This is a genomic window from Dactylosporangium sp. NBC_01737 (assembly GCF_035963215.1).
Classification (GTDB): Bacteria; Actinomycetota; Actinomycetes; order Mycobacteriales; family Micromonosporaceae; genus Dactylosporangium.
The window spans coordinates 7,834,692-7,859,289 of sequence record NZ_CP109153.1 but is presented as its reverse complement, the minus strand read 5'-3'; the positions used below and the strand labels follow the sequence as shown (position 1 = coordinate 7,859,289).

At 73.0% G+C, this 24,598-nt stretch carries 25 protein-coding genes; 13 read left to right on the top strand and 12 right to left on the bottom strand.

What is annotated here, in order from left to right; genetic code table 11:
• Nucleotides 1-31 precede the first annotated feature (31 nt).
• Both OHA72_RS35855 and OHA72_RS35850 read left to right on the top strand, forming a co-directional pair.
• Entirely contained in the window at nt 32-1,279 is a 1,248-nt protein-coding gene (locus tag OHA72_RS35855) for a CaiB/BaiF CoA transferase family protein (RefSeq protein WP_327000483.1), read from the top strand.
• Entirely contained in the window at nt 1,272-2,363 is a 1,092-nt protein-coding gene (locus OHA72_RS35850) for a CaiB/BaiF CoA transferase family protein (RefSeq protein WP_327000482.1), read from the top strand. The genes OHA72_RS35855 and OHA72_RS35850 overlap by 8 nt, the downstream gene beginning before the upstream one ends.
• A 46-nt stretch (nt 2,364-2,409) precedes the next feature.
• On the opposite strand, the gene OHA72_RS35845 is transcribed toward OHA72_RS35850, so the two are convergent.
• Both OHA72_RS35845 and OHA72_RS35840 read right to left on the bottom strand, forming a co-directional pair.
• A complete protein-coding gene (locus OHA72_RS35845) occupies nt 2,410-2,829 on the bottom strand; it encodes a MaoC/PaaZ C-terminal domain-containing protein (RefSeq protein ID WP_327000481.1) in 420 nt (139 codons plus the stop codon).
• Nucleotides 2,826-3,236 carry an FAS1-like dehydratase domain-containing protein gene (locus OHA72_RS35840; RefSeq protein WP_327000480.1) on the bottom strand — a complete coding sequence of 137 codons (411 nt, stop codon included), beginning with the start codon at nt 3,234-3,236 and terminating at the stop codon, nt 2,826-2,828. The genes OHA72_RS35845 and OHA72_RS35840 overlap by 4 nt, the downstream gene beginning before the upstream one ends.
• Nucleotides 3,237-3,401: 165 nt before the next feature.
• On the opposite strand from OHA72_RS35840, the gene OHA72_RS35835 reads away from it, so the two are divergent.
• Complete coding sequence (locus OHA72_RS35835) at nt 3,402-4,322, top strand: hydroxymethylglutaryl-CoA lyase (protein WP_327000479.1); 921 nt, start codon at nt 3,402-3,404, stop codon at nt 4,320-4,322.
• An 11-nt stretch (nt 4,323-4,333) separates the two neighbouring features.
• On the opposite strand, the gene OHA72_RS35830 is transcribed toward OHA72_RS35835, so the two are convergent.
• Nucleotides 4,334-4,603: a hypothetical protein gene (locus OHA72_RS35830; protein WP_327000478.1), complete on the bottom strand. Its 270-nt coding sequence runs from the start codon at nt 4,601-4,603 to the stop codon at nt 4,334-4,336.
• Between the two features lie 63 nt (nt 4,604-4,666).
• Nucleotides 4,667-7,240 (bottom strand): caspase, EACC1-associated type, encoded by a 2,574-nt coding sequence (locus OHA72_RS35825; RefSeq protein WP_327000477.1) that lies wholly within the window; start codon nt 7,238-7,240, stop codon nt 4,667-4,669.
• Between the two features lie 107 nt (nt 7,241-7,347).
• Here OHA72_RS35825 and OHA72_RS65025 point away from each other — a divergent pair, with 107 nt between their 5' ends.
• Nucleotides 7,348-7,725, top strand: coding sequence for a hypothetical protein (locus OHA72_RS65025; protein ID WP_442788371.1), 378 nt, complete (start codon nt 7,348-7,350; stop codon nt 7,723-7,725).
• Nucleotides 7,695-7,844, top strand: a complete 150-nt coding sequence (locus tag OHA72_RS35815; protein WP_327000476.1) for a hypothetical protein — start codon at nt 7,695-7,697, stop codon at nt 7,842-7,844. The genes OHA72_RS65025 and OHA72_RS35815 overlap by 31 nt, the downstream gene beginning before the upstream one ends.
• Before the next feature lie 65 nt (nt 7,845-7,909).
• Here the strand turns inward: OHA72_RS35815 and OHA72_RS35810 are convergent, their stop codons facing one another.
• The 7 genes from OHA72_RS35810 to OHA72_RS35780 form a co-directional block, all read right to left on the bottom strand.
• Nucleotides 7,910-8,116, bottom strand: a complete 207-nt coding sequence (locus OHA72_RS35810; RefSeq protein WP_327000475.1) for a hypothetical protein — start codon at nt 8,114-8,116, stop codon at nt 7,910-7,912.
• Nucleotides 8,104-8,520, bottom strand: coding sequence for a hypothetical protein (locus OHA72_RS35805; RefSeq protein ID WP_327000474.1), 417 nt, complete (start codon nt 8,518-8,520; stop codon nt 8,104-8,106). The genes OHA72_RS35810 and OHA72_RS35805 overlap by 13 nt, the downstream gene beginning before the upstream one ends.
• Nucleotides 8,510-10,231 (bottom strand): maltose alpha-D-glucosyltransferase, encoded by a 1,722-nt coding sequence (gene treS, locus OHA72_RS35800; protein ID WP_327000473.1) that lies wholly within the window; start codon nt 10,229-10,231, stop codon nt 8,510-8,512. Before treS ends, OHA72_RS35805 begins: the two co-directional genes overlap by 11 nt.
• Before the next feature lie 95 nt (nt 10,232-10,326).
• Nucleotides 10,327-11,244 carry a carbohydrate ABC transporter permease gene (locus OHA72_RS35795; protein ID WP_327000472.1) on the bottom strand — a complete coding sequence of 306 codons (918 nt, stop codon included), beginning with the start codon at nt 11,242-11,244 and terminating at the stop codon, nt 10,327-10,329.
• On the bottom strand, nt 11,241-12,512 hold the full coding sequence (locus OHA72_RS35790) for a carbohydrate ABC transporter permease (protein WP_327000471.1): 1,272 nt from the start codon (nt 12,510-12,512) through the stop codon (nt 11,241-11,243). Before OHA72_RS35790 ends, OHA72_RS35795 begins: the two co-directional genes overlap by 4 nt.
• Entirely contained in the window at nt 12,512-13,852 is a 1,341-nt protein-coding gene (locus OHA72_RS35785; protein ID WP_327000470.1) for an ABC transporter substrate-binding protein, read from the bottom strand. The genes OHA72_RS35790 and OHA72_RS35785 overlap by 1 nt, the downstream gene beginning before the upstream one ends.
• A gap of 10 nt (nt 13,853-13,862) precedes the next feature.
• Nucleotides 13,863-14,333 (bottom strand): TOBE domain-containing protein, encoded by a 471-nt coding sequence (locus OHA72_RS35780; protein WP_327000469.1) that lies wholly within the window; start codon nt 14,331-14,333, stop codon nt 13,863-13,865.
• 254 nt (nt 14,334-14,587) lie between these two features.
• Between OHA72_RS35780 and OHA72_RS35775 the strand changes: the two genes are divergently transcribed.
• A complete protein-coding gene (locus OHA72_RS35775; RefSeq protein WP_327000468.1) occupies nt 14,588-15,721 on the top strand; it encodes a uroporphyrinogen-III synthase in 1,134 nt (377 codons plus the stop codon).
• A 10-nt stretch (nt 15,722-15,731) separates the two neighbouring features.
• On the opposite strand, the gene OHA72_RS35770 is transcribed toward OHA72_RS35775, so the two are convergent.
• The gene (locus OHA72_RS35770) at nt 15,732-16,337 is read right to left on the bottom strand and encodes a hypothetical protein (RefSeq protein WP_327000467.1); all 606 of its coding nucleotides are present in this window, start codon (nt 16,335-16,337) and stop codon (nt 15,732-15,734) included.
• A gap of 200 nt (nt 16,338-16,537) precedes the next feature.
• On the opposite strand from OHA72_RS35770, the gene OHA72_RS35765 reads away from it, so the two are divergent.
• The 7 genes from OHA72_RS35765 (at nt 16,538) to OHA72_RS35735 (ending at nt 24,594) form a co-directional block, all read left to right on the top strand.
• Nucleotides 16,538-17,113 carry a hypothetical protein gene (locus tag OHA72_RS35765; RefSeq protein WP_327000466.1) on the top strand — a complete coding sequence of 192 codons (576 nt, stop codon included), beginning with the start codon at nt 16,538-16,540 and terminating at the stop codon, nt 17,111-17,113.
• A gap of 388 nt (nt 17,114-17,501) precedes the next feature.
• Nucleotides 17,502-18,383: an intradiol ring-cleavage dioxygenase gene (locus tag OHA72_RS35760; protein ID WP_327000465.1), complete on the top strand. Its 882-nt coding sequence runs from the start codon at nt 17,502-17,504 to the stop codon at nt 18,381-18,383.
• Entirely contained in the window at nt 18,380-19,450 is a 1,071-nt protein-coding gene (locus tag OHA72_RS35755; protein WP_327000464.1) for a maleylacetate reductase, read from the top strand. Before OHA72_RS35760 ends, OHA72_RS35755 begins: the two co-directional genes overlap by 4 nt.
• A 190-nt stretch (nt 19,451-19,640) precedes the next feature.
• Nucleotides 19,641-20,963, top strand: a complete 1,323-nt coding sequence (locus OHA72_RS35750) for an ABC transporter substrate-binding protein (RefSeq protein WP_327000463.1) — start codon at nt 19,641-19,643, stop codon at nt 20,961-20,963.
• Between the two features lie 9 nt (nt 20,964-20,972).
• A complete protein-coding gene (locus OHA72_RS35745; RefSeq protein ID WP_327000462.1) occupies nt 20,973-21,851 on the top strand; it encodes a carbohydrate ABC transporter permease in 879 nt (292 codons plus the stop codon).
• Nucleotides 21,848-22,732, top strand: coding sequence for a carbohydrate ABC transporter permease (locus OHA72_RS35740; protein WP_327000461.1), 885 nt, complete (start codon nt 21,848-21,850; stop codon nt 22,730-22,732). Before OHA72_RS35745 ends, OHA72_RS35740 begins: the two co-directional genes overlap by 4 nt.
• Nucleotides 22,729-24,594 carry a glycoside hydrolase family 127 protein gene (locus tag OHA72_RS35735; protein ID WP_327000460.1) on the top strand — a complete coding sequence of 622 codons (1,866 nt, stop codon included), beginning with the start codon at nt 22,729-22,731 and terminating at the stop codon, nt 24,592-24,594. The genes OHA72_RS35740 and OHA72_RS35735 overlap by 4 nt, the downstream gene beginning before the upstream one ends.
• Nucleotides 24,595-24,598 lie beyond the last annotated feature (4 nt).

The following is a 24,598-nucleotide window of genomic DNA, read 5'->3' as shown; positions in this document are numbered from 1 at the left end:
GACAGATTGTGCACATTCTAGGAGAGCGATCGTGACGAAGCACGGTTCGTCAGGCCCGTTGTCGGGCGTCCGGGTCCTGGAGCTGGGCAGTTTCATCGCGGGACCGTTCGCGGGGCAGCTGCTCGCCGACTACGGCGCCGAGGTGATCAAGATCGAGCCGCCCGCGGGCGGCGATCCGATGCGCCGCTGGGGCATCGTGCAGGACGGCCAGAGCCTGTGGTGGCCGGCCATCGCAAGGAACAAGCGGTCCGTCGCACTGGACCTGCGGCACCCGGACGGCCAGGCCGTGGCACGTGCGCTCGCCGCCCGCTGCGACGTCGTGCTGGAGAACTTCCGGCCCGGCACCCTCGACGCCTGGGGCCTGGGCTACCAGACGCTCGCCGAGCTCAACCCCGGCATCATCGTCGTGCACGTCTCCGGGCTGGGCCAGACCGGCCCGCGGTCACGCGAGGCCGGCTTCGGCAGCATCGGCGAGGCCATGGGGGGCATCCGGTTCACGACCGGCGACGCCGGGTCGCGCCCGGCCCGGACCGGCATCAGCCTCGGCGACTCGCTGGCCGCGTTGTTCGCCGTCGTGGGAACCTCCACAGCGCTCGTCGAGCGCGCGGCGAGCGGCAAGGGCCAGGAGGTCGACGTGGCCATCTACGAGGCGGTCGCGGCCCTCATGGAGTCGACGATGGTCGACTACGAACGGGCGGGCACGCTGCGCACGCGAACCGGAAGCGTCCTGCCGGGGGTGGCACCGTCCAATGTGTACCGCACCGCCGACGGGGCCGACATCGCGATCGCGGGCAACGCCGACGCGGTGTACCGGCGGCTCTGCGACGCCATGGGACGCCCGGAACTGGCGGCCGACCCGCGCTTCGACGGACACGAGGCCCGCGGCCGCAACTCGGGCGTCCTGGACGAGGAGATCGAGCGCTGGACCACCTCGCTCCCGGCGACAGAGCTGCTGCGTGTGCTCGCGGACCACGGCGTCCCGGCGGGGAAGATCTACACCGCGGCCGACATGGTCACCGACGTGCACTATGCCGCCCGGGACATGGTGCTGCGGCCGGAGACGCCCGACGGCAAGCACGGGCCGATGGCCGGCATCGTCCCGAAGTTCAGCCGCACGCCGGGCGAGGTCTCCGCGGTGGGGCCGCATCTGGGTCAGCACACGCGCGCGATCCTCGGCGAGCTGGCCGGGGTGGACGACGAGACCTGGGACGACCTGCTGACCCGCGGGATCGTGGCCGGGGCGCCGGCGGCAGACATGGAAGGTCAGCGCGGTGGCTGAGTCCCTCGACCGGCCGCCCGGACCACTGCGCGGCGTGCGGGTCCTCGAACTGCTCGGCATCGGGCCCGAGCCCTTCGCGGGCATGCTGATGGCCGACCTTGGCGCCGACGTACTGGCGCTCCGCCGCCCCGGCCAGGTCCCCGGCGGCGGCGGGCTGGAGCGGGGCCGGCCCGTGGTCTCCGTCAACCTGAAGGACCCCGCCACCGTGGAGGTCGTCAGCGGACTGGTGGCCTCCGCGGACGTCCTCCTCGAGGGATACCGGCCCGGCGTCGCTGAACGGCTCGGGCTCGGCCCGAAGGACTGCCATGCCATCAACCCACGGCTCGTCTACGGCCGGATGACCGGATGGGGGCAGACCGGACCGCTGGCCGCCACGGCCGGCCACGACATCACCTACATCGCCGTCACCGGAGCCCTGCACGCCGCCGCCCGGCACGGCCGGCCGCCCACGCCACCGGCCAACCTGCTCGGCGACTTCGGCGGCGGCGGCATGTACCTCGTCACGGCGGTGCTGGCCGCGCTCGTCGAACGCGCGCACACCGGCACCGGGCGCGTGCTGGACGTGGCGATCGCCGACGGCACCACGTACCTGGCGTCGATGCTCTACGGCATGCACCGCGACGGGCGGTGGCAGGACGAGGCCGGCACGAACCTGCTGGACACCGGCGCTCCCTACTACGACGTGTATGCCTGCGCCGACGGCCGCTACGTCGCGATCGGCGCCCTCGAGCCCCAGTTCTTCGCGGCGCTGGCCGACCTGCTGGGACTCAGTGCCGCGGCGCGCGAGGGTCGCGACGATCCGGCCCGCTGGCCGGCGTTGCGCGCGGCGATCGCAGCGGCGGTGCTCACCCGCTCCCGCGACGAGTGGGCCGCCCTCGCCGCCGGCACCGACGCCTGCCTGGCGCCGGTGCTGAACCTCAGCGAGGCACCGCGGCACGGCCAGGCGGTGGCTCGCGGGACCTTCGCCGACGGCATGCCCCGGCTTCCGATCGGCCACGCGACGGCGACGGCGTCCGCCGCCGACGTCGTGCGCGCCTGGGGTGTCACCCCCGAGCTCGCCGCCGCGGTCGCGGGCTGGCGCTGACGCCGGTCGCGCCGGCGGCCCGGCGACCGCCACGGTCGTCGAACGGCTACGACGCCGGCGTCCACCCGTGCGGCACCTCGAACACCGCGGTGCCGGCGAGGTGGACCTCGCCGGTCTGCCGGGTCGCCTGGACCGCGACCGTGCAGACCGTGTGGGTCGCGGCCTCCTCGACGGCGATGACCTCACCGCTGTAGGTGATGACGTCACCCGGCCAGGCGATCGCACGGAACCGCACCTCGAACCGGCGGATGTTGCCGGGCCCGAGGTGGTCCGCCGCAAATGCCGCCAGGACACCGGCCTGCCGCATCCCGACGGCGAACACCGTCGGGAACCCCGCGGCGCGCGCGAACTCGGCGTCGTGGTGGATCGGGTTCATGTCGCCGGACGCACCCTGGTAGCGCACGAAGTCGGTGACGGTGAGCGGGCCATCCACCAGCGGCGGCCCGAGCCGGCCCAGCCGCGTCATCCGGCGGGCGCCGGTGCCGTCGGGGCCTGCTCCGTCACGACAAGGGTGGCCCGGGCCTCGGCAACCAGACTCCCGCCGATGTCGCGGAACTCGGTGACGATCTCGGCGAACTCCAGCGTGCCGCCGCGCCGGCCCTGCTTGGTGTACACCCGGTCGATGCGCTGCCGGCAGTGCAGCACGGTGCCCGCCCGCGGCGGCGGTCCGTGGAACACGTACTGCTGGCCGGCATGCAGCGCACGCGACAGGTCCGGCGCCTGCGCGCCCCACGGTGAACCGGCTTCCGTCGCCCAGAAGGCGCTCGACCACAGGAACGTGGGCGGGGAGATCGGGTCGTCGCCGAAGTACCGCGGATTGTCCGAACCGACGGCGGCCCCGAACTCGCGAATCTTGCCCCTCTCAACCGTCATCGTGAACTCGGCACCCGCGCGACCCTCGAACTCGGACATCCGACTGCGCGTGCCGGCTGACTTTGCATACAACTCTGGCATCGTAGATGCTCCTATCGCCGCCAGAACAGTCACCAGGAACACACGAGCATAGGCAAGGAGCCACTCTTTGCATACACTCTCGCCATGACGCAGAACCCGCCGGCGGCCGGCGCCGTCGAGCTCGTCGAGGTCTCGCCGCGCGACGGGCTGCAGAACGAGCGCCGCCCGCTCGACACCCCCGACAAGCTCGAACTGATCCGCCGGGTCATCGCCCGGGGCGCGACCCGGGTCGAGGTGACCGGCTTCGCCCGGCCCGACGTGGTGCCGGCACTGGCCGACGCGGACGAGGTCGCCGCCGCCGTCGCCGGCACGCCCGGTGTCGAATGTTCGGCGCTCGTGCTCAACGTCAAGGGATACCAGCGCGCCAGGGCGGCCGGCATCACCGCCGTGAACATGGTGGTGCTGGCGACCGAGTCGTTCAGCGCCCGCAACCAGCGGATGACGGTGGCCGAGGCGCTTGCCGCCGCCACCGCGATCCGCCGGCTGGCGGCCGCCGACGGCGTGCGGTTCACGCTGACCGTCGGCGCTTCCTTCGGCTGCCCGTTCGAGGGTGAGGTGCCGCCCGCCGCGCTGGACGCGCTGCTGCACCGGGTCGCCGCGCTCGCGCCGGACGAGATCGCGCTGGCCGACACCATCGGCGTCGCCGTGCCCAGCGACGTGACGGAGCGCTTCGGCCGGCTGGAGCGGGCAGCACCCGGGGTGCCGCTGCGGGCGCACTTCCACAACACGCGCAACACCGCCGTGGCCAACGCGGTCGCCGCGGTGCAGGCGGGCGTGTCGGCCCTCGACGCGAGCCTGGCGGGCATCGGCGGCTGCCCGTTCGCGCCGAACGCGACCGGGAACGTGGCGACCGAGGATCTGGTCTACTGCTTCGGGCGGATGGGCGTACCCACCGGATTCGACCTTTCCGGCCTCATCGACGACGGACGCTGGCTGACCGACAGGCTCGGCGTGCCGGCCCAGAGCGCGGTCGGCCGCGCCGGCGGGTTCCCGCAGCGGCGATGACGGTGGCTGGATCAGCCGTCGCGGTGGCGCAGCCAGTCGACGTAGCGGCGGACCTCGCGCTGCTGGGCAGGTGTCAGCGGCGGGCCGTCGTGGTCGACCGATGACCGCTGCGGGGCGGGCGGCACCCGGTACGGCCGGCCGCTCACCCCCCGGACCGCGCGCAACGCGTCGTCGACGACCTGCAGGGCGGGCCGGACGCCGTCGCTGCCGCCGGCCGTGGCGTCGTCCAGCCGGGACAGCAGGTCGAGCAGGCCGGGCAGCGCGGCCCGGTAGACGCCCATGCCGTGCCCGGTGAGCTGCAGCAGGGCGCTACGGCGGTCGGCGGCGTTGGCGACCCGCCCGGTTCACCGCGGCGTTCGCAGCGCGCGAGGATGCCCGACAGCGTCGTCGGCGGCAGGCCGGTCGCCCGCACCAGGTCGGCGGCGGTGACCGGGGCAAGGTCCACGACCAGGCCGTAGATCGCGAACTCGTCGGCCGACATCGGCGAGCCGGCGAGCGGGGGTGCGGTGCGTCGTGGTGTGCAGGCGCACCTGCCGCAGGTACAGCTCGTCACCGCCGGGCAGGAAGCACAGCCCGGCCTCCTCCAGGCCGCGGGAGGCGGGCGCGATCTCGGTGGCGAGCACGTCACGGTACGCGGCGACGGCGGGCCGCACGACCTCGTCGATCAGCGGTCCCGCTCGGCGGCGAACCCGTCGTCCTCCGCGGGTGCGGGCTTGCGCAGCGGGTCGCCGCCGGCGTTGGCCAGGTAGCGGTCCAGGTGCGCGACGGCGCCCTCGACGAGGTGCCGGACCGGCCGCCGGCCCGCGGCGACGCCGTCGCGGTGCCTGCCGCCGTGGCGGCAGGTCACGGTGCGTCGGCGGCGCCCGCCGCGGCGCGCAGGTCGTGCAGCAGCCGCGCGACGGCGGCCAGCGAGGCCGCCCTGACCCCGGCCCGGGGTAGCCGGCCGCGACGCGCTCCGCGGCATCGGGGTCGGTCATCGCGAGACAGATCGCGACGGGCTCCTGCGCGTCATTGTGGGCGGCGTCGTCCAGCGCCCGGTCCATGAGCGGCTGGGCGGCGGCCGCTTCCACGCCGGCCAGCGCCTGCGCGACCTCGGCGAGGGCGAGCGCGCGCTCCCCGCGGTCGCCGATGCCGACGAGGTGCGACCGGGCCTTGCCGAGCCGGTCGGCGGCGTCCTTGGCGTCCGTGTCGGCCAGCACGCCGGTGACCCGCGCGGTCGCGACCACGTAGCAGAAGTCGTCGACCTCGTAACGGCCGGAGCCGCCGCGCCGCAGGTGCGTGAGCGCGTGGACCTCGGCGGCGAGCCGCCGCGCACGCGACGGGTCGGACCTGCGCACCAGCCGCGCGATCGTGGCCAGCGCCATGGCCCGGGCGCCGTCGTGGCCGGTCATCCGCGCCGCGAACCGCTCGGCCCGGGCGCAGTCCCGCACCGCCAGCACCAGCGCGACCCGTGCCATCGCGATCGGCTCCACGTAGGACCCGCCGATGGCCGCCGCGGCCTGCTCGGCGCTGTCCGGGTCCGTGCCCGCGTGGCTGACCGCGACCCGGGTCAGCACGGCCGCCCGCTCGTAGTTCGACTCGACGCCGGCGATCAGCGCCAGCGCCGCCTTCGGATGCCAGGGTGCGAGGGCCACGGCGAGCTCGCAGGCCACGTCGTCCCTGGAGTTGCCGTACGCGCGCTTGCGGGTCCGCCGCACCACCCGCTTGATGAGCTGCTCGGCGTTGCCGGGATCGAGGACGACCTGGGCCTGCGCGACCCGTTTCGTCGCGTCGTCGCGGCTGTACTCGTCCGCGGCCTTCCGCTCCAGCGCATCGGCCTCGGCGGCGAGGCGCCGCGCCCGGACCCGGTCCACCGCCGCCAGTGGCACCGCCACCCCGGCCAGGCTCTCCGCCCGGTCACAGAACTCGGGGTCGTAGGAGGACACCATGCCGGCCGCGGCCCGCTCGACCTCGTCGGCCAGGCGGGCACAGCGGGCCGCCTCGCGGGGCGGCAGTGCCCCCGCCACCGCGATCAGCGCCTTGACCCGCTCCCGGGTGCTGTCGATGCCGATCGCCGTGCGCTCGGCCTCCTCGAGCAGCCGGCCGATGTGCTCCAGCGGGCCGACGCGATAGGCGCGCGGGTTCGCGGGCGGCGACGGGCGCGGATGCTCGCCGGGCCGCCGGTTGCGGACCAGGCCCAGCAGGGCCGCGCTGCCGGTCCCGCACACCTGGGGCTCCGGCAGGCCGTCGGCGCGCAGCCGGGCGCGCAGGTGCTCGTACATCTCGCCGAGGCTGATCAGGTCGCCCCGCTCGGGGCCACCGCTGACGAACAGGTCCAGCATGCGCCCGGTGAACGCGGTGTGCGCCTCACCGTCGCGGACGAACGCCGGCGAGTTGGACGGCGCGGACGTGAGGATGTAGGTGCCCGTGATCTCCAGCTGCCCCCGGACCATCTGGTCATCGACGCCGAGGGTGACGCCGATCGCGCGGCCGCTGTAGCAGCTGTCGACGATCAACGCCTTGTTCGTGGCGCGGCTGCCCAGGAACGTGTCGCGGATCGTGTCGATGCGCAGCCCGCTGTACGACGGGTTCTGCCGCCGAGTGCCGGCGAGGGCGAGGTACAGCTCCCCGCTCGGGCGCAGCACCCCGTGCCCGCTGTAGTAGAGCAGCAGCAGGTCTTCGGCCTGCTCGGCCGCCTCCTCCAGCAGGTCGCCGACGTCGGCCACCGAGGCGCCCTCGGCGACGGTACGGCAGTGCTCCTCGGCGAACCGGCCGATGTCGGGGTCGAGGAACACCTGCCGCAGACCGTCCACGTTCGCGTCGATCTGCGGCACATCGAGCAGCTCAGGGTCGCGGTACCGGGCCGTGCCGAGCAGCACGATCCGCGACCGCGCCGGATCGACCGCCCGCGTGCTCAACTCGGCCCTTCGCTGAGCCACGGGGCGGGATTCTCCGGCCCGCCGAGCGGGTCGTCGCCGTCCACCTGCAGCGTGACGTCCATGCCACGATCTCATCAACAACCCCCGCGCCCCGCAACGGTCGGGGTGTGCAGGCCGCCACGCAACGCCGGCTGGCGGGTGACTGGCGGGGCGCGTGCGCGGCGGCCGGCGTGGGGGTCGACGCGTCGGTGCTCGCGGCGGAGCCCCGGCTGCTGCACGATCTGCGGCATCTGGCGCCGGACCTGCTCCGGTGGCACCTGTTCGGTGGTGGCCTCCAGTTCGCTCCCGGCGTCCACCTGCCGCTGCTGCTGGCGCAGTATCCCAAGGGCCTGGCGCTCGTCGTGCACCCCCGTTTCGAGACGTACGGGCCGCACCGGCTGCGGCTGTCGACGGACACCGCGTGGGTGCTCACCCTCGCGGTGTCCGCGGCCTGCAGCGGCGGTCGCTGCTGCACGTGGCCCACCTCTTCGGCGATGTCGCCCTGATCCGGCGCCTGCAAGCGGCCGGCGTCGACCCGTCCGTGCCGGACAGCCACGGATGCAGCGCGCTGCGGGTGGCGGAGACGGTGGGCGCCCCCGCGGAGGTCCTCGACGCGCTGCGGTAGCCCGCGCCGGTCAGCGACCAGGTTCTCGACCACCCCCATCCACATAGGACACTCCGACCCGCCGGTCAGGGCGCGGCCCGCGTGGTGGAGCGCAGCGTCACGGCGCCGCGGCCGCCGACGGAGAGGATCTGCCGGCCGCGGCCGGTGTGCGCCTCGCAGGTGACGCCGAGGACCTGGGCGGAGCGCATCAGCAGCCGCAGCGACCGACCGTCCGGGGCACGCAGCCGCAGCCCCGCCGGTGAGTGCCGCGGCGCCGCGGTCAGCGCGCGCACCGCCAGACCGCCACGGCGCGGGTCCGCAGGCGGGTCTCGTCCGCGGCGCCGTCGCCGAGCAGCAGGCCGGCGGCGCGGTCCCACTCGTCGTGCAGCCGGTCGAGGACGTCGCCGGGGTCGGCGGCCACGACGTCCACGACGAACGTCTCGTAGCGGCGGCGGATGCCCGCCTCCCGGCGGCCGGTCCAGCAGTCGGCCTCGGGCACGGCCCGCATCACCTCGGCGAACCTGGCCGCCGCGTACGCCGCCTCGAACTCCACCCGCAGCGGCGCGCCTTGCCACGCGGCGGCGACGACCTCCCATTCGGTGCGCCGCCGCGCCGCCGTCGCGTGGCGCAGCGGCGCCGTGCCGGCCAGCAGCAGCAGGCTCGCCTCGAACAGGTCGGCACCGTCCTCATCGGACACGGCCACCACCTCCGTTGCGGTGCGGCGGGACGATGCGGAACCAGTACGAGCCGTAGCCGGGCAGGGTCAGCAGGTACGGCCGGCGGCCGATGCCCGGGAACGTCGTGTCGCCGGTCAGTTCCACCGGCACGTGGCCGTGGAACAGGTCGCCGAGCGGCAGCTGCACCGGCTGCGGGTGCCGGGACAGGTTGTGCACGCACAACAGCACCTCCTCGGCGGCGTTCTCCTCGCGGTACCGGCGAAGAAACGCGAGCACGGCGCCGTTGGAACCGTTGAGGTCGGTGAAGTCGCCGAGGGCGAACGCGGGGTGCCGCTTGCGGATCGCCAGCATCCTGCGGGTCCAGTGCAGCAGCGACGCCGGCTCCTCCTGCTGCCGTTCGACGTTGACCGACTGGTAGCCGTACACCCAGCCGTTGTTCATCGGCAGGTACAGCCGGCTCGGGTCGCTGCGGGAGAAGCCGCCGTTGCGGTCGACGTTCCACTGCATCGGGGTGCGCACGCCGTCGCGGTCGCCGAGGTAGACGTTGTCGCCCATGCCGATCTCATCGCCGTAGTAGATGACCGGTGAGCCCGGCAGCGACAGCAGCAGCGAGGTAAACAGCTCGATCTGGTTGCGGTCGTTGCCGAGCATCGGGGCGAGCCGCCGCCGGATGCCGAGGTTGAGCCGCATCCGGGGATCCTGGGCGTATTCGGTGTACAGGTAGTCGCGTTCCTCGTCGGTGACCATCTCCAGGGTCAACTCGTCGTGGTTGCGCAGGAACGTGCCCCACTGGCAGTTCTCGGGGATCGCCGGGGTCTGCGCGAGGATCTCCGAGATCGGCACCCGGGACTCGCGGCGCACGGCCATGAAGATGCGGGGCATCAGCGGGAAGTGGAACGCCATGTGGCACTCGTCGCCGACGGTGGCGTCGCCGAAGTACTCGACCAGGTCCGTCGGCCACAGGTTCGCCTCGGCGAGCAGGACGGTGCCCGGGTACTCGTCGTCGACGATCTTCCGGATGCGTTTGAGGTACTCGTGCGTCTCGGGCAGGCCGGCGCATTCGGTGCCCTCGCGGGCGAACAGGTACGGCGCGGCGTCGAGCCGGAAGCCGTCGATGCCGAGGTCGAGCCAGAACCGCACGACGTCGAGCATCGTGTCGGCGACGACCGGGTTGTCGTAGTTGAGGTCCGGCTGGTGGTGGAAGAACCGGTGGAAGTAGAACTGCTGCCGCACCGGGTCGAAGGTCCAGTTCGACGTCTCGGTGTCGGCGAAGATGATCCGGGCGTCGGGGTAGCCGGTGTCGTCGTCGCGCCAGACGTAGAAGTCGCCGTAGGGGCCGGTCGGGTCGCTGCGGGACTCCTGGAACCACTGGTGGGCGTCGGAGGTGTGGTTGAGGACCAGGTCGGTGATGACCCGGATGCCACGGGCGTGCGCCTCGTCGAGCAGGGTCACGAAGTCCTCGATGGTGCCGTACTCGGGGCTGATCGCGGTGTAGTCGCTGATGTCGTACCCGCCGTCGCGGCGCGGCGAGTCGTAGAACGGCGGCAGCCAGATGCAGTCGATGCCGAGCCACTGCAGGTAGTCCAGTTTGGACACCAGGCCGAGCAGGTCGCCGCAGCCGTCGTCGTCGGAGTCGAAGCACGCCTGGGTGAGGACCTCGTAGAACACGGCACGCCGGAACCAGTCGGGCTGGACCGGCAGGCGCCGGGCGGTACGGGTGGGTTGGTGCATCGTCGTCCCGTCGTGGTGGGGTGGGGTGGGGACGCCGCACGGCCGGCGGGTCGTCGTCGACCGGCCGCCGCGGGCGGGGAAACAGGTGCCGTCGCCTACCGGGGCGAGCCGGCCAGCGCGCTTTGCATGAAGAAGCGTTGGAACAAGAAGAAGACCAGCAGCGGCACGGCCATCGACACGAACGCGCCGGGTGCGATGACGTCCACATTGGACGGGAAGGAGCGCATCTGTTCCTGCAGTGCCAGGGTGATCGGCGCGTTGTCGGGACGGGCGAAGACCAGCGCGACGATGAGGTCGTTCCACACCCACACGAACTCGAACACGGCCAGCGACGCCAGCGCCGGCCGTGCCAGCGGCAGCACGACCCGGCGGAGGATCGTGAGCTCGCTGCCGCCGTCGATGCGGGCGGCCTCGATGAGGTCCGGCGGGATGGCCAGGTAGAAGTTGCGCAGGAGCAGCACGGCGAACGGCAGCCCGAACGCGACGTGGAACGCGACGACCGCCGGGATGGTGCCGGCGACGCCGAACGCGGCGAACAGCCGCGCGTCGGGGATGAGCGCCGTCTGCACGGGGACGGCGACCAGCCCGGCCAGGGTGAGCATGACGGCGTGCCGTCCCCGGAACGCCAGCCATGCCAGGGGGTACGCGGCGACGGCGCCGATCGCCACGACGAGCAACGTCGACGGGACGGAGATCAGCACGGTGTTCCACAGGGCGTGGGTCAGCCGGCCGTCGGCGACGAGACCGCGGTAGTTGCGCAGGGTGAGCTGGGTGGGCTCGGTCAGCACGGTCCACCAGCCGGTGCCGCTGTTGGCGGCGGGCCCGCGGAGGCTGACGACGGCGAGGCCGACGGTGGGCACCAGCCACCACAGCCCGACGATGAACAGCGCCGCCTGCGCGGCGGTCAGCGCGACCCGGCGCGCGGCCCGGGTGGCGCGGCTCGGTGCCGGCGGGGGCGGTTCGGTCCCGGCGGGCAGCAGTTCGGGCGCCTCGACGGCGGCGAACAGGCTCACGGCTCGCTCCTTCGCAGCCGGTGGACGTTGTACAGCACCCCGGGCAGCACCAGCACGAGCAGCAGCACGCCGAGGGCGCTGCCGCGGCCGATGTGGTCGAAGGAGGAGCGCCACATCTCCAGCGCGACGACCGACGCCGAGCCCTGTGCGGACTCCGGCGCGAGCACCAGCACCAGGTCGAACACCTTGAGCACGTTGACGGTCAGGGTGACGAGGATGACCACCACGACGGGCCGCATCATGGGCACGGTGACGCGGCGCAGCACCTGCCACTCCCCCGCGCCGTCGACCCGGGCGGCCTCCAGGGTCTCCTTCGGGATGCCCGCGAAACCCGCGGTGATGAGGACCATCGCGAACCCGGCCCAGATCCAGACGTACGCGCCGATGAGCGCCGGGGTGACCAGCGCCGGGCCGAGCCAGGTCAGACCGGCGAACGGGGCGGTGAAGTTGTCCGCGGCGAGCCGCACGACGTACCCGCCGCCGCGCAGCTGCGGCACGCTGAAGGTGCCGTCGTCGGCGGTGCGGGTCCGGGCCACGACGGTGCCGTCGCGGACCACGTCCACCGCCACGTCCGGCAGCCCCCGTTCGCCGGTGTCGACGGTGCCGGGCCGGCCGCCGACGGCGGTGAAGTCCGACCACACCACGCCGTGCACCCCGGCGTCGCCGTCCCCGCCGGTGCCGGCCTGCCGCGCGTGTGACGGCAGTTGCTGCGGCGCCAGCCCGACCAGCGGCAGCATGACGTTCTCACCGGCGGCGACCGTGCCGGCGGTCTGCAGGGCCCCGCCCGACGGCGTCAGCGCCCGCTCGTCGCGGGGGCGCGCGCCGTGGTACGGCGACGGCGGCCGGACGGCGTCGTGGGCGGTCACCACGGCGGCGTTGAGCGCACCACGGTCGGGGCTCTCGTCGTACACCAGCCGAAACGCGACGCCGGCGGACACCAGCGAGATCGCCATCGGCATGAACAGCACGACCCGGATCACCGTGGTCCTGCGGACCCGCTGGGCCAGGAACGCGACCAGCAGCCCGACGGCCAGCACCAGGTTGGGCGCCACGATGATCCAGACGGCGTTGTTGAGCAGCGCCCTGCGGATCTGCGGGGTGGTGAGGATGTCGGCGTAGTTGGCCGCGCCGACGGCGGTGCGGCCGTCGGCGTCGTGGAAGCTCAGCCACAGCGTCTGCCCGATCGGGTAGACCAGCAGCACGGCGACGAGCAGGACGGCGGGCGCCAGGAACCACGCCGCGGTCGAGAGCTTGGCGGTGCGTCCCATCACGGCGCCCCGTACGCCTTCGCCGCGGCGTCCTCCAGGCGTGCCGCGATCACGGCCGGGTCGGTCGCCGGCGCGGCGAGGTACGCCTGCAGCAGCCGCCACATCGACGCGCCGTTGCCGCCGCCGAAGCTGCGCGGCGTCATGTCGGACAGGTCGAAGCGCAGCGTCTCCGCCTGCAGCAGCGTCTCGGCGAGCGCCCGGGTGGTCGCGTCGGGGTAGACGGCCGTGTCCAGGCTCCGGTTCACCGACAGGAACCCGCCCTGCCGCGCCATGATCGCGGCGGCCTCCGGCGACGCCAGGTAGGCCATGAGCTCCATGGTCACGGGCCGGTCCTTGAACGCCACGGCGGCGTCACCGCCGGCGACGACCACGCGACCGGTGCCGGCGACCGACGGCCACGCGAAGTGCCGGGCGTCGCTGCCGACCCGGTACACACCGAGCTTGGCGATCTCGGTGGTGACGAAGTCCGCCTCGTACAACATCGCCGAGCTCGGTTTCGCGCCGAAGACGTCCGCGACCGAACGGGTGAACGTCGTCTGCAGCGCGCCCTTGGGGCCGCCCTGCAGGAACTGCGGCGACGCCCAGTAGCGGCCCATGCTGCGCAGCGCCTCGACCACCGTCGGGTCCGTCCACGGCAGGTCGTGCGCGGCCAGCCGGTCGTACCGCTCGGGACCGGCCTGTTGCAGGTAGACGTTCTCGAACCAGTCGGTGAGGGGCCAGCCGTCGGCGCCCGGGACCGTCATCGCCGCCGTGCCGGAGTCGACCAGCGTCTGCGAGACCTCGGTCAGTTCCTCCAGCGTCGACGGCGGGCCGACCCCGGCGGCGGCGAACGCGTCGGCGCGATACCAGATGACGGACTTGTTCGCGGCCTTGAAGTAGACGCCGTAGAGCCGCCCGCCGGCGGTGCCGAGCTGCTGCCACTGCGGCGAGAAGTTGGCCCGGACCGCGGCGGCGACCGTCTCCGTGACGGGCTTCGCCGCGCCGGACGCGGCGTACTGGGCCAGCACCCCCGGCTGCGGGATCATCGCGATGTCCGGGGGGTTGCCGGCGCCGAGCCGGGACGACACCAGCACGCTGAGGTCGCTGCCGCCGGAGGTGTACCGCACCCGCGCGCCGGTCCGGTCGCCGAACGCGCGCAGGACCCGTTCGAAGTTCGCCTGCTCGGCGCCGGTCCAGCTGCCGACCACCTCGACCGACTGCCCGGTGTAGGGGCCGACCGCGGCGGCCGCGCCCGCGGAGCAGCCGGCCGCCAGCAGCATGACGCAGCACAGCGCGACGGCGGTGCCGCACCACGGTCCCGGCGCCGATCCCCGGGCCGATCTCAGGGTCGATCTCAGCATCGCCGCCTCGTCACAGCGGATCGCCGGTGGCGGCGAACACCCGCAGGTGCCGCAGGTCGACGGCGAGCATGACCGCGTCGCCGGCCTCCGCGGTGCAGCGCGGGTCGACCCGCGCCGCCAGCCTCGGCGCCCGCACCCAGCCGGTCGCGTCGGCCACCTCGACGTCCAGCAGCCGGCCCAGGCCGTCGCTCCGGACGCCCCGGACGGTGCCGTGCAGCACCGACGCCGTGCGGGCCGCATCGGGTGGCAGCCCGAGCGACGCGTCGTGCAGGTGCTCGGGCCGGATCGCAACGAACACCCGCTGGTTGAGGTGCCGCCGCAGCGCCGGATGCGTCGTGAGCAGCCCCGGTACCGGCATCTGCTGGCCGCACACGTCGAGGGTCAGGCTGCCGCCGCGTTCGACGAGCACCGCGGCGATCAGGTTCTCCGGCCGCGGCGCGGCGGCGCCGGTGTCCCGGATCAGCAGCGTGTTGTGGCCCATCCGCACCCCCTCGGTCGCGCGCCCGGTGTGTCCCTGTGAGTGTTCGCCCTCGACGGTGACCCGCACCAGGGTTGGCCGCGGCGTGTGACGTACTTGCAAAGGGCCTCACAAGATCACTATCGACCGGCCCGGCGCCCGGCCTCGCCCGGCGGCGACACCGTTTCCGTTTGTTGCCAATCAGTGACCTCCGGCCGCGGGACGGCATACGATCCGGACCCGACCCCGCCCCGGCCGGTACCGGAAAGGAGGTCACGGTGCAGCACCCGGCGGGCACCGGCAACGCCGGTGAGCCAGCGGCCGACCCGTCGCTGCTGGCCGGCTTCACCATTGCCGTGATCAGCCACCGGCGCCGGCACCGCCTCGCCGACCTCCTCGAACGCCACGGCGCCCGCATCGTCTCCGTCCAGGGCGTCCGGGCCGTCCCGCAGCCGGACCGCGCCGCCGTGGCCCGGGCCACGGCCGACGGCCTCGCCCGGCCGGTCGACGACGTCCTCGCCGCCTCCGCCGGCGGGATCCGGTCCTGGCTGCAGGCGGCCCCGGACCCGGAGCACCTGCTGCGGACGCTGCGCACCGCCCGCCTGCTCGCCGCCGACGCCCGCACCGCCGACGCCCTGCGCGGCCACGGGCTGCGCGACATCCTGTCGACCGCGGCCGGCTCCGCCGACGAACTGTTCCGTTACCTGCTGACCCACGCCCCCGCCGGGCGGCACGTCCTGGCCCAGCTCGACGCGCCGGTCCAGGCCGAGGCGTGCCAGGCGCTGCGGGAGCTGGGCGCCGACGTGACGGAGGTACCGGCGTTCCGCCCCGAACCGCCGAACGACGTCGTCGGCCTGCGCCGGGTGGTGGAACTCATCAGCCGCCGCCAGCTCGACGCGGTCGCCTGGCTGGACCCCCTCGCGACCGGCCACGTGCTGCGCTTCGCCGCCGACCACGGCCGGCTGCCGGCCCTGACCGAGCAGCTCGGCGCCCACGTCGTCACCGTCAGCCGCGGCCCCCTCGCCGCCGGCGTGCTGCGCCACCACGGCGTGACCCCGGACGTGCCGCCGCTGCCGTTCGACGAGGAGACCGCCGCGGCCCTGGCCAGGTCGGTGCTCGACCGTGCCGTGCACACCACCCTCGGCGCCATGACCCTGGAGGTGCGCGGGCACGCGGCCCTGCTCGACGGCCGCCTGTACCCGATCCAGCAGGGCCCCGTCGACGTGCTGCGGGCCCTCGCCCGCGCGCCGGGCGACGTGCTGTCCGGCGCCGACCTCCGCGCGCAGGTCCCCGGCCTCGCGCACGCGGACGACCACGCGATCGAGATGGCCGTGTCACGATTACGCCGTGCGGTCCCCGGCGTCGAACTGGTCCATACCGTCATCAAACGCGGCTATCGCCTCGCCGTCTGAACCGCGCCGGTCATGCGTTCCGGAACAGCCAGCCTTCCGCGGCGGTCGGTGCGTTCGTGGTGCCGGCCACGGTGCCCTGGTCGTAGCAGTAGCCCTTGTTGTAGCGCCACAGCAGGCGGCGGGCCGTGTAGGACACGTTGTAGGAGTGCACGCCGTACTCGCCGACGACCGTGGTCATCGCCGGCACCTCGAAGGAGGCCTTGACGCCGATGCTGCTCGTGCGTTGCACCTGGACGGTGACCGACACCGTCTCGTTCACCTTGTCGACCAGCTGCTGCGAGGTGCCCCGCTCGACGGTGACGGTGTAGGTCTGCGACCGGATCGAGTTGAACTCGACCTGGACCGGCGTGGTCAGGTTGTTGGTGACCGACCGGCTGTCGCTGACGTTGAACTTCGGCGTCGCCGACAGGATCGTGTACTGGAAGCCTTCCCGCAGCAGCACGTCGCGGCCCACGGAGAACTGCTTCCAGATGATGTTCGGATCGCCGGGGCAGGAGACCACGGGTCCGAAGTAGTCGTTGGCGTGGGCGGTGCCGGGGAACGCCGCCACACCCGTTGCCACGGCGGCCACCGCCGACACGGCCGCCACGGCGCGTGCTGGGAACGTTTTGAGCATCGTGACTCCTCACGGTCATCCGTCCGGGCTCGGACGGTCGGGTCGAGTCTCGCGTGCAGTGCTGGACACGGACTGAACAAGCACTGGACGGCCCCGACGGCGGCAGCCGTGGAAGTTTCAGGTGCCCGGCGCTGGTGCCGGGGGCCGGGCGCGCAGCGGTGGTTGTCCGCGCGGCGGCGGCGCGTTTACTGTCCGCGCCCATGCATCGTCATCTACGCAACGCGATCGTCACGGTACTGACCGTCGGCGCGCTCCTGCTCGGCACCGGCGGTCGCGCGCTCGCGGCCACGTCGTGGTCGTTCGACGACGGCTTCGAGGGCAGCACGTCGGCGTGGTACGACGACTGCGAGGGCTGCGGCTACCGGTGCCCGCCCTACGTCACCTGCGACCCCGCCTACGTCACCTCGTACGCCCCGTCCGCCAACACCGGCACCCACTCCGCCGTCATCGGCTCGACGGCCGGCACCCCGGGTGCGTGGCGGTCGCTCGGCCGTTCGGTGCGGCTGCCCGCGGGCGCCAGCCGGTGCAGCATGCGGGCCGCCATCCGGTCCTCGACGTCGGACGCCACCGTCAACGTCGAGGTGATCCGGACGTCGACCTGGACGTACGAGACCGTCCAGACGCACCACCTGACGAACGCGACCTACGCCAACTTCTACTCCGGCAGCTGGACTCCCGGGCCGCGTGACGTCACGATCCGGCTCGCGGTCCTCGGCGAGGGCGGGGTCGCGGTCGTCTACGCCGACGACTTCCACGTCTCCTGCGTGGTCGGCTGACCGGTCGCCGCGCACCATCGTCCAGGTGTGCGACCTGCCCACGCTCAGATCCAGGTCAGCCGGAACAGGTAGGTGGTCGGCGTGACGCCCTCGACCTCGGTGAACGCCGGCGTGGGCGGCGCCGAACCGTCGGCGGGCAGCGTCAGCCGGCCGTTGCCCGTCCACAGCAGCGCCCGGCTCCCGTCAGGGGCCGCGAACGCGCCCAGCAGGCCACCGGCCGTGCGTGCACCTGCACGACGCCCTCCCGGGAGGAGGCCAGCACCGTTGCATGTCGCTCCCCCGTCCGCGCGACGGAGTTCAGACCGGCAGTCGCGGCCACCGCTGCCCGGAACCGCCGCATACTCACAGGTGGCATTCCCTACGGACCACCCTGGCTGAAGGAGCTGGCATGGGGTTCAGCGAGGAACGTTCGGCGGACGTGGTGGCGGCGAGCTTCGCGGGCGCCGCCGACCCGAGACTGCGGCAGGTGCTGTCCTCGCTCGTGCGCCATCTGCACGACTTCGTGAAGGAGGTCGACCTCACCGACGAGGAGTGGGCCGCCGGCATCGGCTTCCTCACCCGGACCGGGCAGACCTGCACCGACGTCCGCCAGGAGTTCATCCTGCTCTCCGATGTGCTCGGCGTCTCCATGCTGGTGGAGACCGTCAACCATCGCACCGGTGGCGTCGCCACGGAGTCGACGGTGCTCGGGCCGTTCCACCAGGTGCGCTCGCCGGACCGGCGGCTCGGCGACGACATCAACCTCGACGGCAAGGGCGTGCCCTGCCTGGTGTCCGGCCGGGTCACAGGGCCGGACGGCACCGCACTGCCGGGTGCGCGGGTGGACGTGTGGCAGACGAACGAGGACGGCTTCTACGACGTCCAGCAACCGGGTGTCCAGCCCGCCGGCAACCTGCGTGGCCTGTTCACCACCGACGAGCAGGGCCGGTACTGGTTCCGCTCGGCCGTGCCGCGGTACTACCCGATCCCGGCCGACGGCCCGGTCGGTGAGCTGCTCACCGCCACCGGGCGGCATCCCTACCGGCCGGCGCACCTGCATTTCATCGTCTCCGCGCCCGGGCACCGCCCGGTGACGACGCACGTGTTCGTCGCGGACTCGCCGTACCTGGACTCCGACGCCGTGTTCGGTGTCAAGGAGAGCCTGATCCGGGACGTGCCGGAGGTCGACGACCCCGCCCGCGCCGCCGCCACCGGCATGGCGAACCCGTTCCGGGCACTGACCTTCGACATCACGCTGCTGCGCGGCGACGCCCACGAGGGCCCGGCGTGACGCCCGCGTTCGTGTATTCGGCGCTGCCGATGCGGGTGCGCTTCGGTGCGGGATCACTGGCCGGGCTTCCCGACGAGGTGGCCGGTCTGGGACTGTCCCGGGTGCTGGTGCTGTGCTCGCCCGAGCAGCAGGCCACCGGGCAGCTGGTCGCCGACGCCCTCGGCAGCCGTGCCGCCGGTGTCCTGCCCGGCGCCCGGATGCACGTCCCGATCGAGACGGCCCAGGCCGCCCGGGACAGCGCCCGGAGACTCGGTGCGGACGGCTGCGTCGCCGTGGGCGGCGGCTCCGCGGTGGGCCTGGGCAAGGCCGTCGCGCTCACGCACGGCCTGCCGGTCATCGCCGTCCCCACCACGTACGCGGGCTCGGAGATGACACCGATCTGGGGGCTGACCGAGGGCGGGGTCAAGCGGACCGGCCGGGATCCCCGGGTGCTGCCGGTCAGCGTGCTCTACGACCCGGCGCTCACGGTGAGCCTGCCCCCGGGGCTGTCGGCGACGAGCGGCATCAACGCGATCGCCCACGCCGTCGAGGGCCTCTACGCCCCGGACGCCTCCCCGATCATCTCCCTCATGGCCGAGGAGGGGGTGCGGGCGCTGGCCGCCGCACTCCCCGCGGTGGTCGCCGACGGCACCGACCTGGACGCCCGCGGCGACGCCCAGTACGGCGCCTGGCTGTGCGGCGCCGTGCTCGGTGCCACCACCATGTCGCTGCACCACAAGCTCTGCCACGCGCTCGGCGGCGCCCTCGACCTGCCCCACGCGCAGACCCACACCGTCGTGCTGCCGCACGCGCTCGCCTACAACGCCCCGGCCGCGCCCCGGGCGGTCGCCGCGCTCGCCCGTGCGCTCGGCGGCGCCGGCGATCCGGCGCATGCGCTGTGGGCGCTGGCCGGGCGGCTCGGCGCACCCCGGTCGCTGCGCGAACTCGGCATGCCCGAGGCCGCCGTCGGCCGCATCGTCGACCTTGCCATCGGCAGCCCCTACGCCAACCCGCGTCCGGTCACCCGGGACGGCGTCACGGCACTGCTGCGTGCCGCGTGGGCCGGCGAGCCGCCCGCAGCCGGGTGATCATCGCCGGCCGGTGACACCCGGCCGGGTTTCTCCGGGTTCGTCCAGCACCGGGCAAGCTCATCGGTCTCGATGTGAAAACGAATGTATGCAATCGTATGCAGTCCGGAGTACGGTGCTTCTGGCCAGGGCCTGCGCGCATCGTCCCGCCGCTCGGTGACGCCGGGTCCTCGACACGGAGGAGCGTGGGATGAGGAGTCGTCTCAGGTTGTCCGTCCCAGCGGTCGCTGCCGCGGCCGCGGTGGGGATCGCGGGCTGCTCGCAGGGCGCCGAGTCAACGGATACCGATGCCGGCAAGGCCCCGGCGGCGACCACCAGCTGTGCCAGCAAGGGCGAGATCACCATGTGGGAGCGCTCGGGCGGCAACAAGGACATGGTGGATCAGCTCGTCGAGGCGTGGAACGCGAAGAACCCCGACTGCAAGATCAAGCTGACGTACATCCCGCACACCGAGATGGTCGGCAAGATCGCGCAGGGCATCGCGTCCGGCCAGGTGCCGGACCTCATGGGCATGGACCTGATCTACGCGCCGCAGTTCGAGAAGGCGCAGCAGCTCGTGGACCTCACCGACCGCATCAGCGGCTGGTCCGAGCTGGCGACGGCCAGCAAGGGGCACATGACGGTCGCGACCTTCAACAAGCGGCTCTACGGTGTCCCCCTGTACGCCGACGTGTCGGCGCTGTTCTACAACAAGGACCTGTTCGCGCGGGCCGGCCTGGACCCGGACAAGCCACCGACCAGCCTCGCGGAGCTGCGCGCCTACGCCGACAAGATCACCGCGCTGGGCGGCGACGTCAAGGGCTACTACCTGCCCGGCAACTGCGCCGGGTGCAACATCTTCACCGTCGGGCCGCTCATGTGGGCGTCCGGCGCCAAGATCGAGGCCGAGGGCCCGGGCGACGAGCCGTTGACCGGTGACGGGGTCAAGCAGGTCCTGCAGTTCACCCGCGACATGGTCAAGGCCGGCAACGTCCACGACGGCGACCGAACCGAGAACGGCGAGACCTTCCACCTGCAGTTCGGCACCGGCAAGGTCGGCATGATGGGCACCGGCAACTTCAACATCACGCTCGCGCGCCAGCAGAACGCGTCGATGAAGTTCGGCGTCGCGCTGCTGCCGGGCATGACCGCCGGCTCCTCGGCCTCCTTCATCGGCGGCGACCTCGTCGTGGTGCCCAAGGGCAGCAAGCGGGTCAACGACGCGGTCAACGTCATGAAGTTCCTGCTCTCCGACGAGGTGCAGGTCGAGGTGTACGCCAAGGCCCTCAACCTGACCACCCGCGCCGACATGGTCGACAACAGGTACTTCAAGGCCGAGCCGCTGGTGCAGGACGTGGCCAAGGCGCTCACCGTGGGCCGGATGCCCTACACGCTGACGTTCTTCGAACAGATCAACTCCCCGCAGGGGCCGTGGCTGAAGATGATGCAGCGGGCCTACTACACCGACGACAACCTCGACACGGTCATCGCCGACGCGAAGAAGGCGATGAAGAGCATCGCCGACAAGTCGTAGGGGCCGGCCGTGCAGAGAGCCAGGCGGGGCCGGTGGGCCGGGCTCGCCTACCTCGCCCCGGCACTGCTGTTCGTGCTGGCGTTCACCGTGTACCCGCTGGCCCAGATGATCTGGATGTCGCTGCACAACTGGTCGCTGATCACACCGGCGCGCTGGGTGGGCCTGGACAACTACCGCCAGGCCCTCACCGACCACCAGTTCTGGGTCTCGTTCCTGTTCACGCTGAAGTACACCGCGATCATCACGCCGCTGCTCATCGTCGGCGGCTACCTGCTGGCGCTGCTCACCTCGCACAACTCGCCGCTGCGCAGCCTCACCCGGACCGTGGTGTTCATCCCGGTCGTCATCGGGCTGGGCGTGTCCAGCCTGCTGTGGTACTGGCTCTTCAGCAGCGACTTCGGGGTGCTCAACCGCGTCCTGCTGGACCTCGGCGTCGTCGACGAGCCCGTGCTCTGGCTCGGCGTGGACGCCGACGTGTCCAACGCGGCGATCATCGTCTCGGTGGTGTGGAAGGTCCTCGGCTTCGGGATGATCCTCTTCGTGGGCGCCATCCAGGCGATCCCGACGGAGATCAACGAGGCCAGCCTGGTCGACGGCGCCGGCTACTGGCAGCGGGTCCGGCGGGTGATCCTGCCCCTGACCCTGCGCACGGTGCTGCTGGTCACGCTGATCAGCGTGATCGGCTCGCTGCTCGCCTTCGACCAGTTCTACATCATGACCGCCGGGCAGCCGCAGAACGAGACGGCGACCTCGGTCTTCTACGTCTACCTCAACTCGTTCCCGTACCTGAAACTCGGCTACGGCGCCGCGTTGTCGCTGGTGCTGGCACTGACGATCCTGGCGTTCACCGTCGTGCAACTGTGGCTGACCCGGCGGAGCGAGGCGTGACCGCGACCCTGGAGGTGCTGCGGGCCCGCACCGTCGCGGTGCAGGTCCGCGTGGGCCGCACCGGCTACCTGCTCGGCGCGGCGTGCATCGCGATCAGCACCGTCATGCTGCTGCCGCTGCTGTACTCGGTGGCCGCCTCCGTCAAACCGACGGCCGAGGCCGCCACCGCCCCGCCGACCTACCTGCCGCACGGGGTGAGCCTGGACAGCTACCAGCGCCTCTGGAGCTACCAGGAGGGGCTGCCGACCTACCTGGCCAACAGCCTCGGCACCGCCGTGCTGACGATCGTCTTCACGCTGCTGCTGACCGTCCCGGCCGCCTACGCGCTCGCCCGGTTCCCGGTGCCGGGCAAGGAGGTCATCTTCGTGGTGCTCCTGCTGGCGCTCATCGTGCCGTACCAGGCGCTGCTGACGCCGATGTTCCTGATGTTCGCCCGGATCGGGCTGACGAACTCGCTCGTCGGTCTCGCCGTGCTGCACACCGCGATCCAGCTGCCCTTCAGCCTCTACATCCTGCGCAACAGCTTCACCGCCGTCCCACGAGAGCTCGAGGAGGCCGCGATCATGGACGGGGCCGCGTCCTGGCAGATTCTGATCCGCATCTTCGTCCCGCCGACGGTACCGGCGATCGTCACCGTCGCACTGTTCGCGTTCATCACGTCGTGGAACGAGTTCCTCGGCGCGCTGGTGATGATGAGCGCCGGCGACAAGTTCACCCTGCCCCTGATCCTCGCCGCGGCCCGGACCGAGACCAGCCTCGGCGGGACGGACTGGGGCATGCTGCAGGCCGGCGTCACGATCTCGGTCGTCCCGTGCGTGCTCGTCTACCTGCTGCTGCAGCGGTACTACGTGGCCGGGCTGATGAGCGGAGCAGTCAAGTGAGCGCGGTGGTCGTGCAGCCCTCGGCGACGGGACGGGCCCGGCTGCGGCCGCTGGACGCCGGTCGCTTCGAGCTCGTGGACGGCTTCTGGGCCGAGCGGGTGCGGATCAACCGGGAACGCACCATCCCGCACGGCCTGCAGCAGCTGCGCCGCGCCGGCACCCTGGACAACCTGCGGGTCGCCGCGGGCGCGGACGGGCGGTACGAGGCCCGGGCCGACAGCGTCGGCGCCACCTTCCCGTTCCTGGACTCCGACGTCTACAAGTGGCTGGAGGCGGTGGGCTGGGAGCTCGGACGGGCCCCCGACCGCGAGCTGGCCGCCGCGGCCGACGAGGTGATCGTCGTCGTCGCCGCGGCGCAGCGCCCCGACGGCTACCTCAACAGCTACGTGCAGGTGGTCGGCGACGGGGTGCCGTACACCGACCTCTCCTGGGGCCACGAGCTCTACTGCCTCGGGCACCTGATCCAGGCGGCGGTCGCCTGGCACCGCGCCCTCGGCGACGACCGGTTGCTCGCCGTGGCGACCCGCGCGGCCGACCACGCCGACGCGGCGCTGGGGCCGGCCGGGCGGCCCGGCGTGGACGGGCACGCGGGCGCCGAGATGGCACTGGCCGAGCTGGCCCGCGTCACCGGCGAGCGGCGCTATCTCGCGCTCGCCGCGCGGATGCTCGACCTGCGCGGCCGGGGACTGCTGCCGGGTGCCGAGCGTTTCGGCGCCACGTACTGGCAGGACCATGAGCCGGTGCGGCTCGCCGCCTCGGTCGCCGGTCACGCGGTGCGCCAGATGTACCTCGACTGCGGCGCCGCCGACGTGGCCGCCGAGCTCGGCGACGACGAGCTGCTCGCCGCGGTGCTGGGTCGCTGGCACGACCTGATGCGCACCCGGACGTACCTGACCGGCGGGATGGGCAGCAGGCACCGGGACGAGGCGTTCGGCGACCCCTACGAGCTGCCGCCGGACCGCGCCTACGCCGAGACCTGCGCGGCGATCGGCAGCGTCATGCTCGCCTGGCGGCTGCTGCTGGCCACCGGCGATGCCGGGTACGCCGACGCCATCGAGCGCGCCATGTTCAACGGCGTCCTGCCCGGGCTCTCGCTGTCCGGCACCCGGTTCTTCTACACCAACCCGCTGCAGCGGCGCACCCACCGGGCCTACGAGGCGGCCGGCAACGGGGCGCGGGCGCCGTGGTTCGCGTGCGCGTGCTGCCCGCCGAACCTGATGCGGCTGCTGAGCTCGTGGCAGCAGTACCTGGCGACCGCCGACGACGACGGGGTGCAGCTGCACCAGTACGCCGCCGCGGACATCCACGCGCCGATGCCCGCCGGCGACGTCCGGCTGTCCGTACGCACGCGATACCCGTGGGACGGCCTGGTGACCGTCCACATCGTCCAGACGCCGGACCGGCCGTGGACGCTGTCGCTGCGGGTGCCCGGCTGGTGCAACTCCGGGACGCTGCAAGGGCCGGGCGGCAGCGAGCGCCTCGCGCAGGGCACCATGCGGCGCACGCGGCGGTGGCAGCCAGGCGACACGATCGAACTGAGCATGGACCTGCCGATCCGGGTCACCGAGCCCGATCCGCGCGTCGACGCGGTGCGCGGCTGCGTCGCGGTCCAGCGCGGCCCGCTCGTCTACTGCGTCGAGGCGGCCGACGCGCCGCCGCAGACCGAGATCGAGGACCTGATCTGGGATTCGCGGCGCCGGCCGCACACCGAGCCGCGACCGGACCTCGACCCCGCGATGGTCGGGATCACCGTGCCGGTGACCCGGCACGGGCGCACGGACGACCTGACGGCCGGCGCCATCCCCTACTACGCGTGGGCCAACCGGGCGGTCGGAGCCATGCGGGTGTGGATCCCGTGCTGAACCG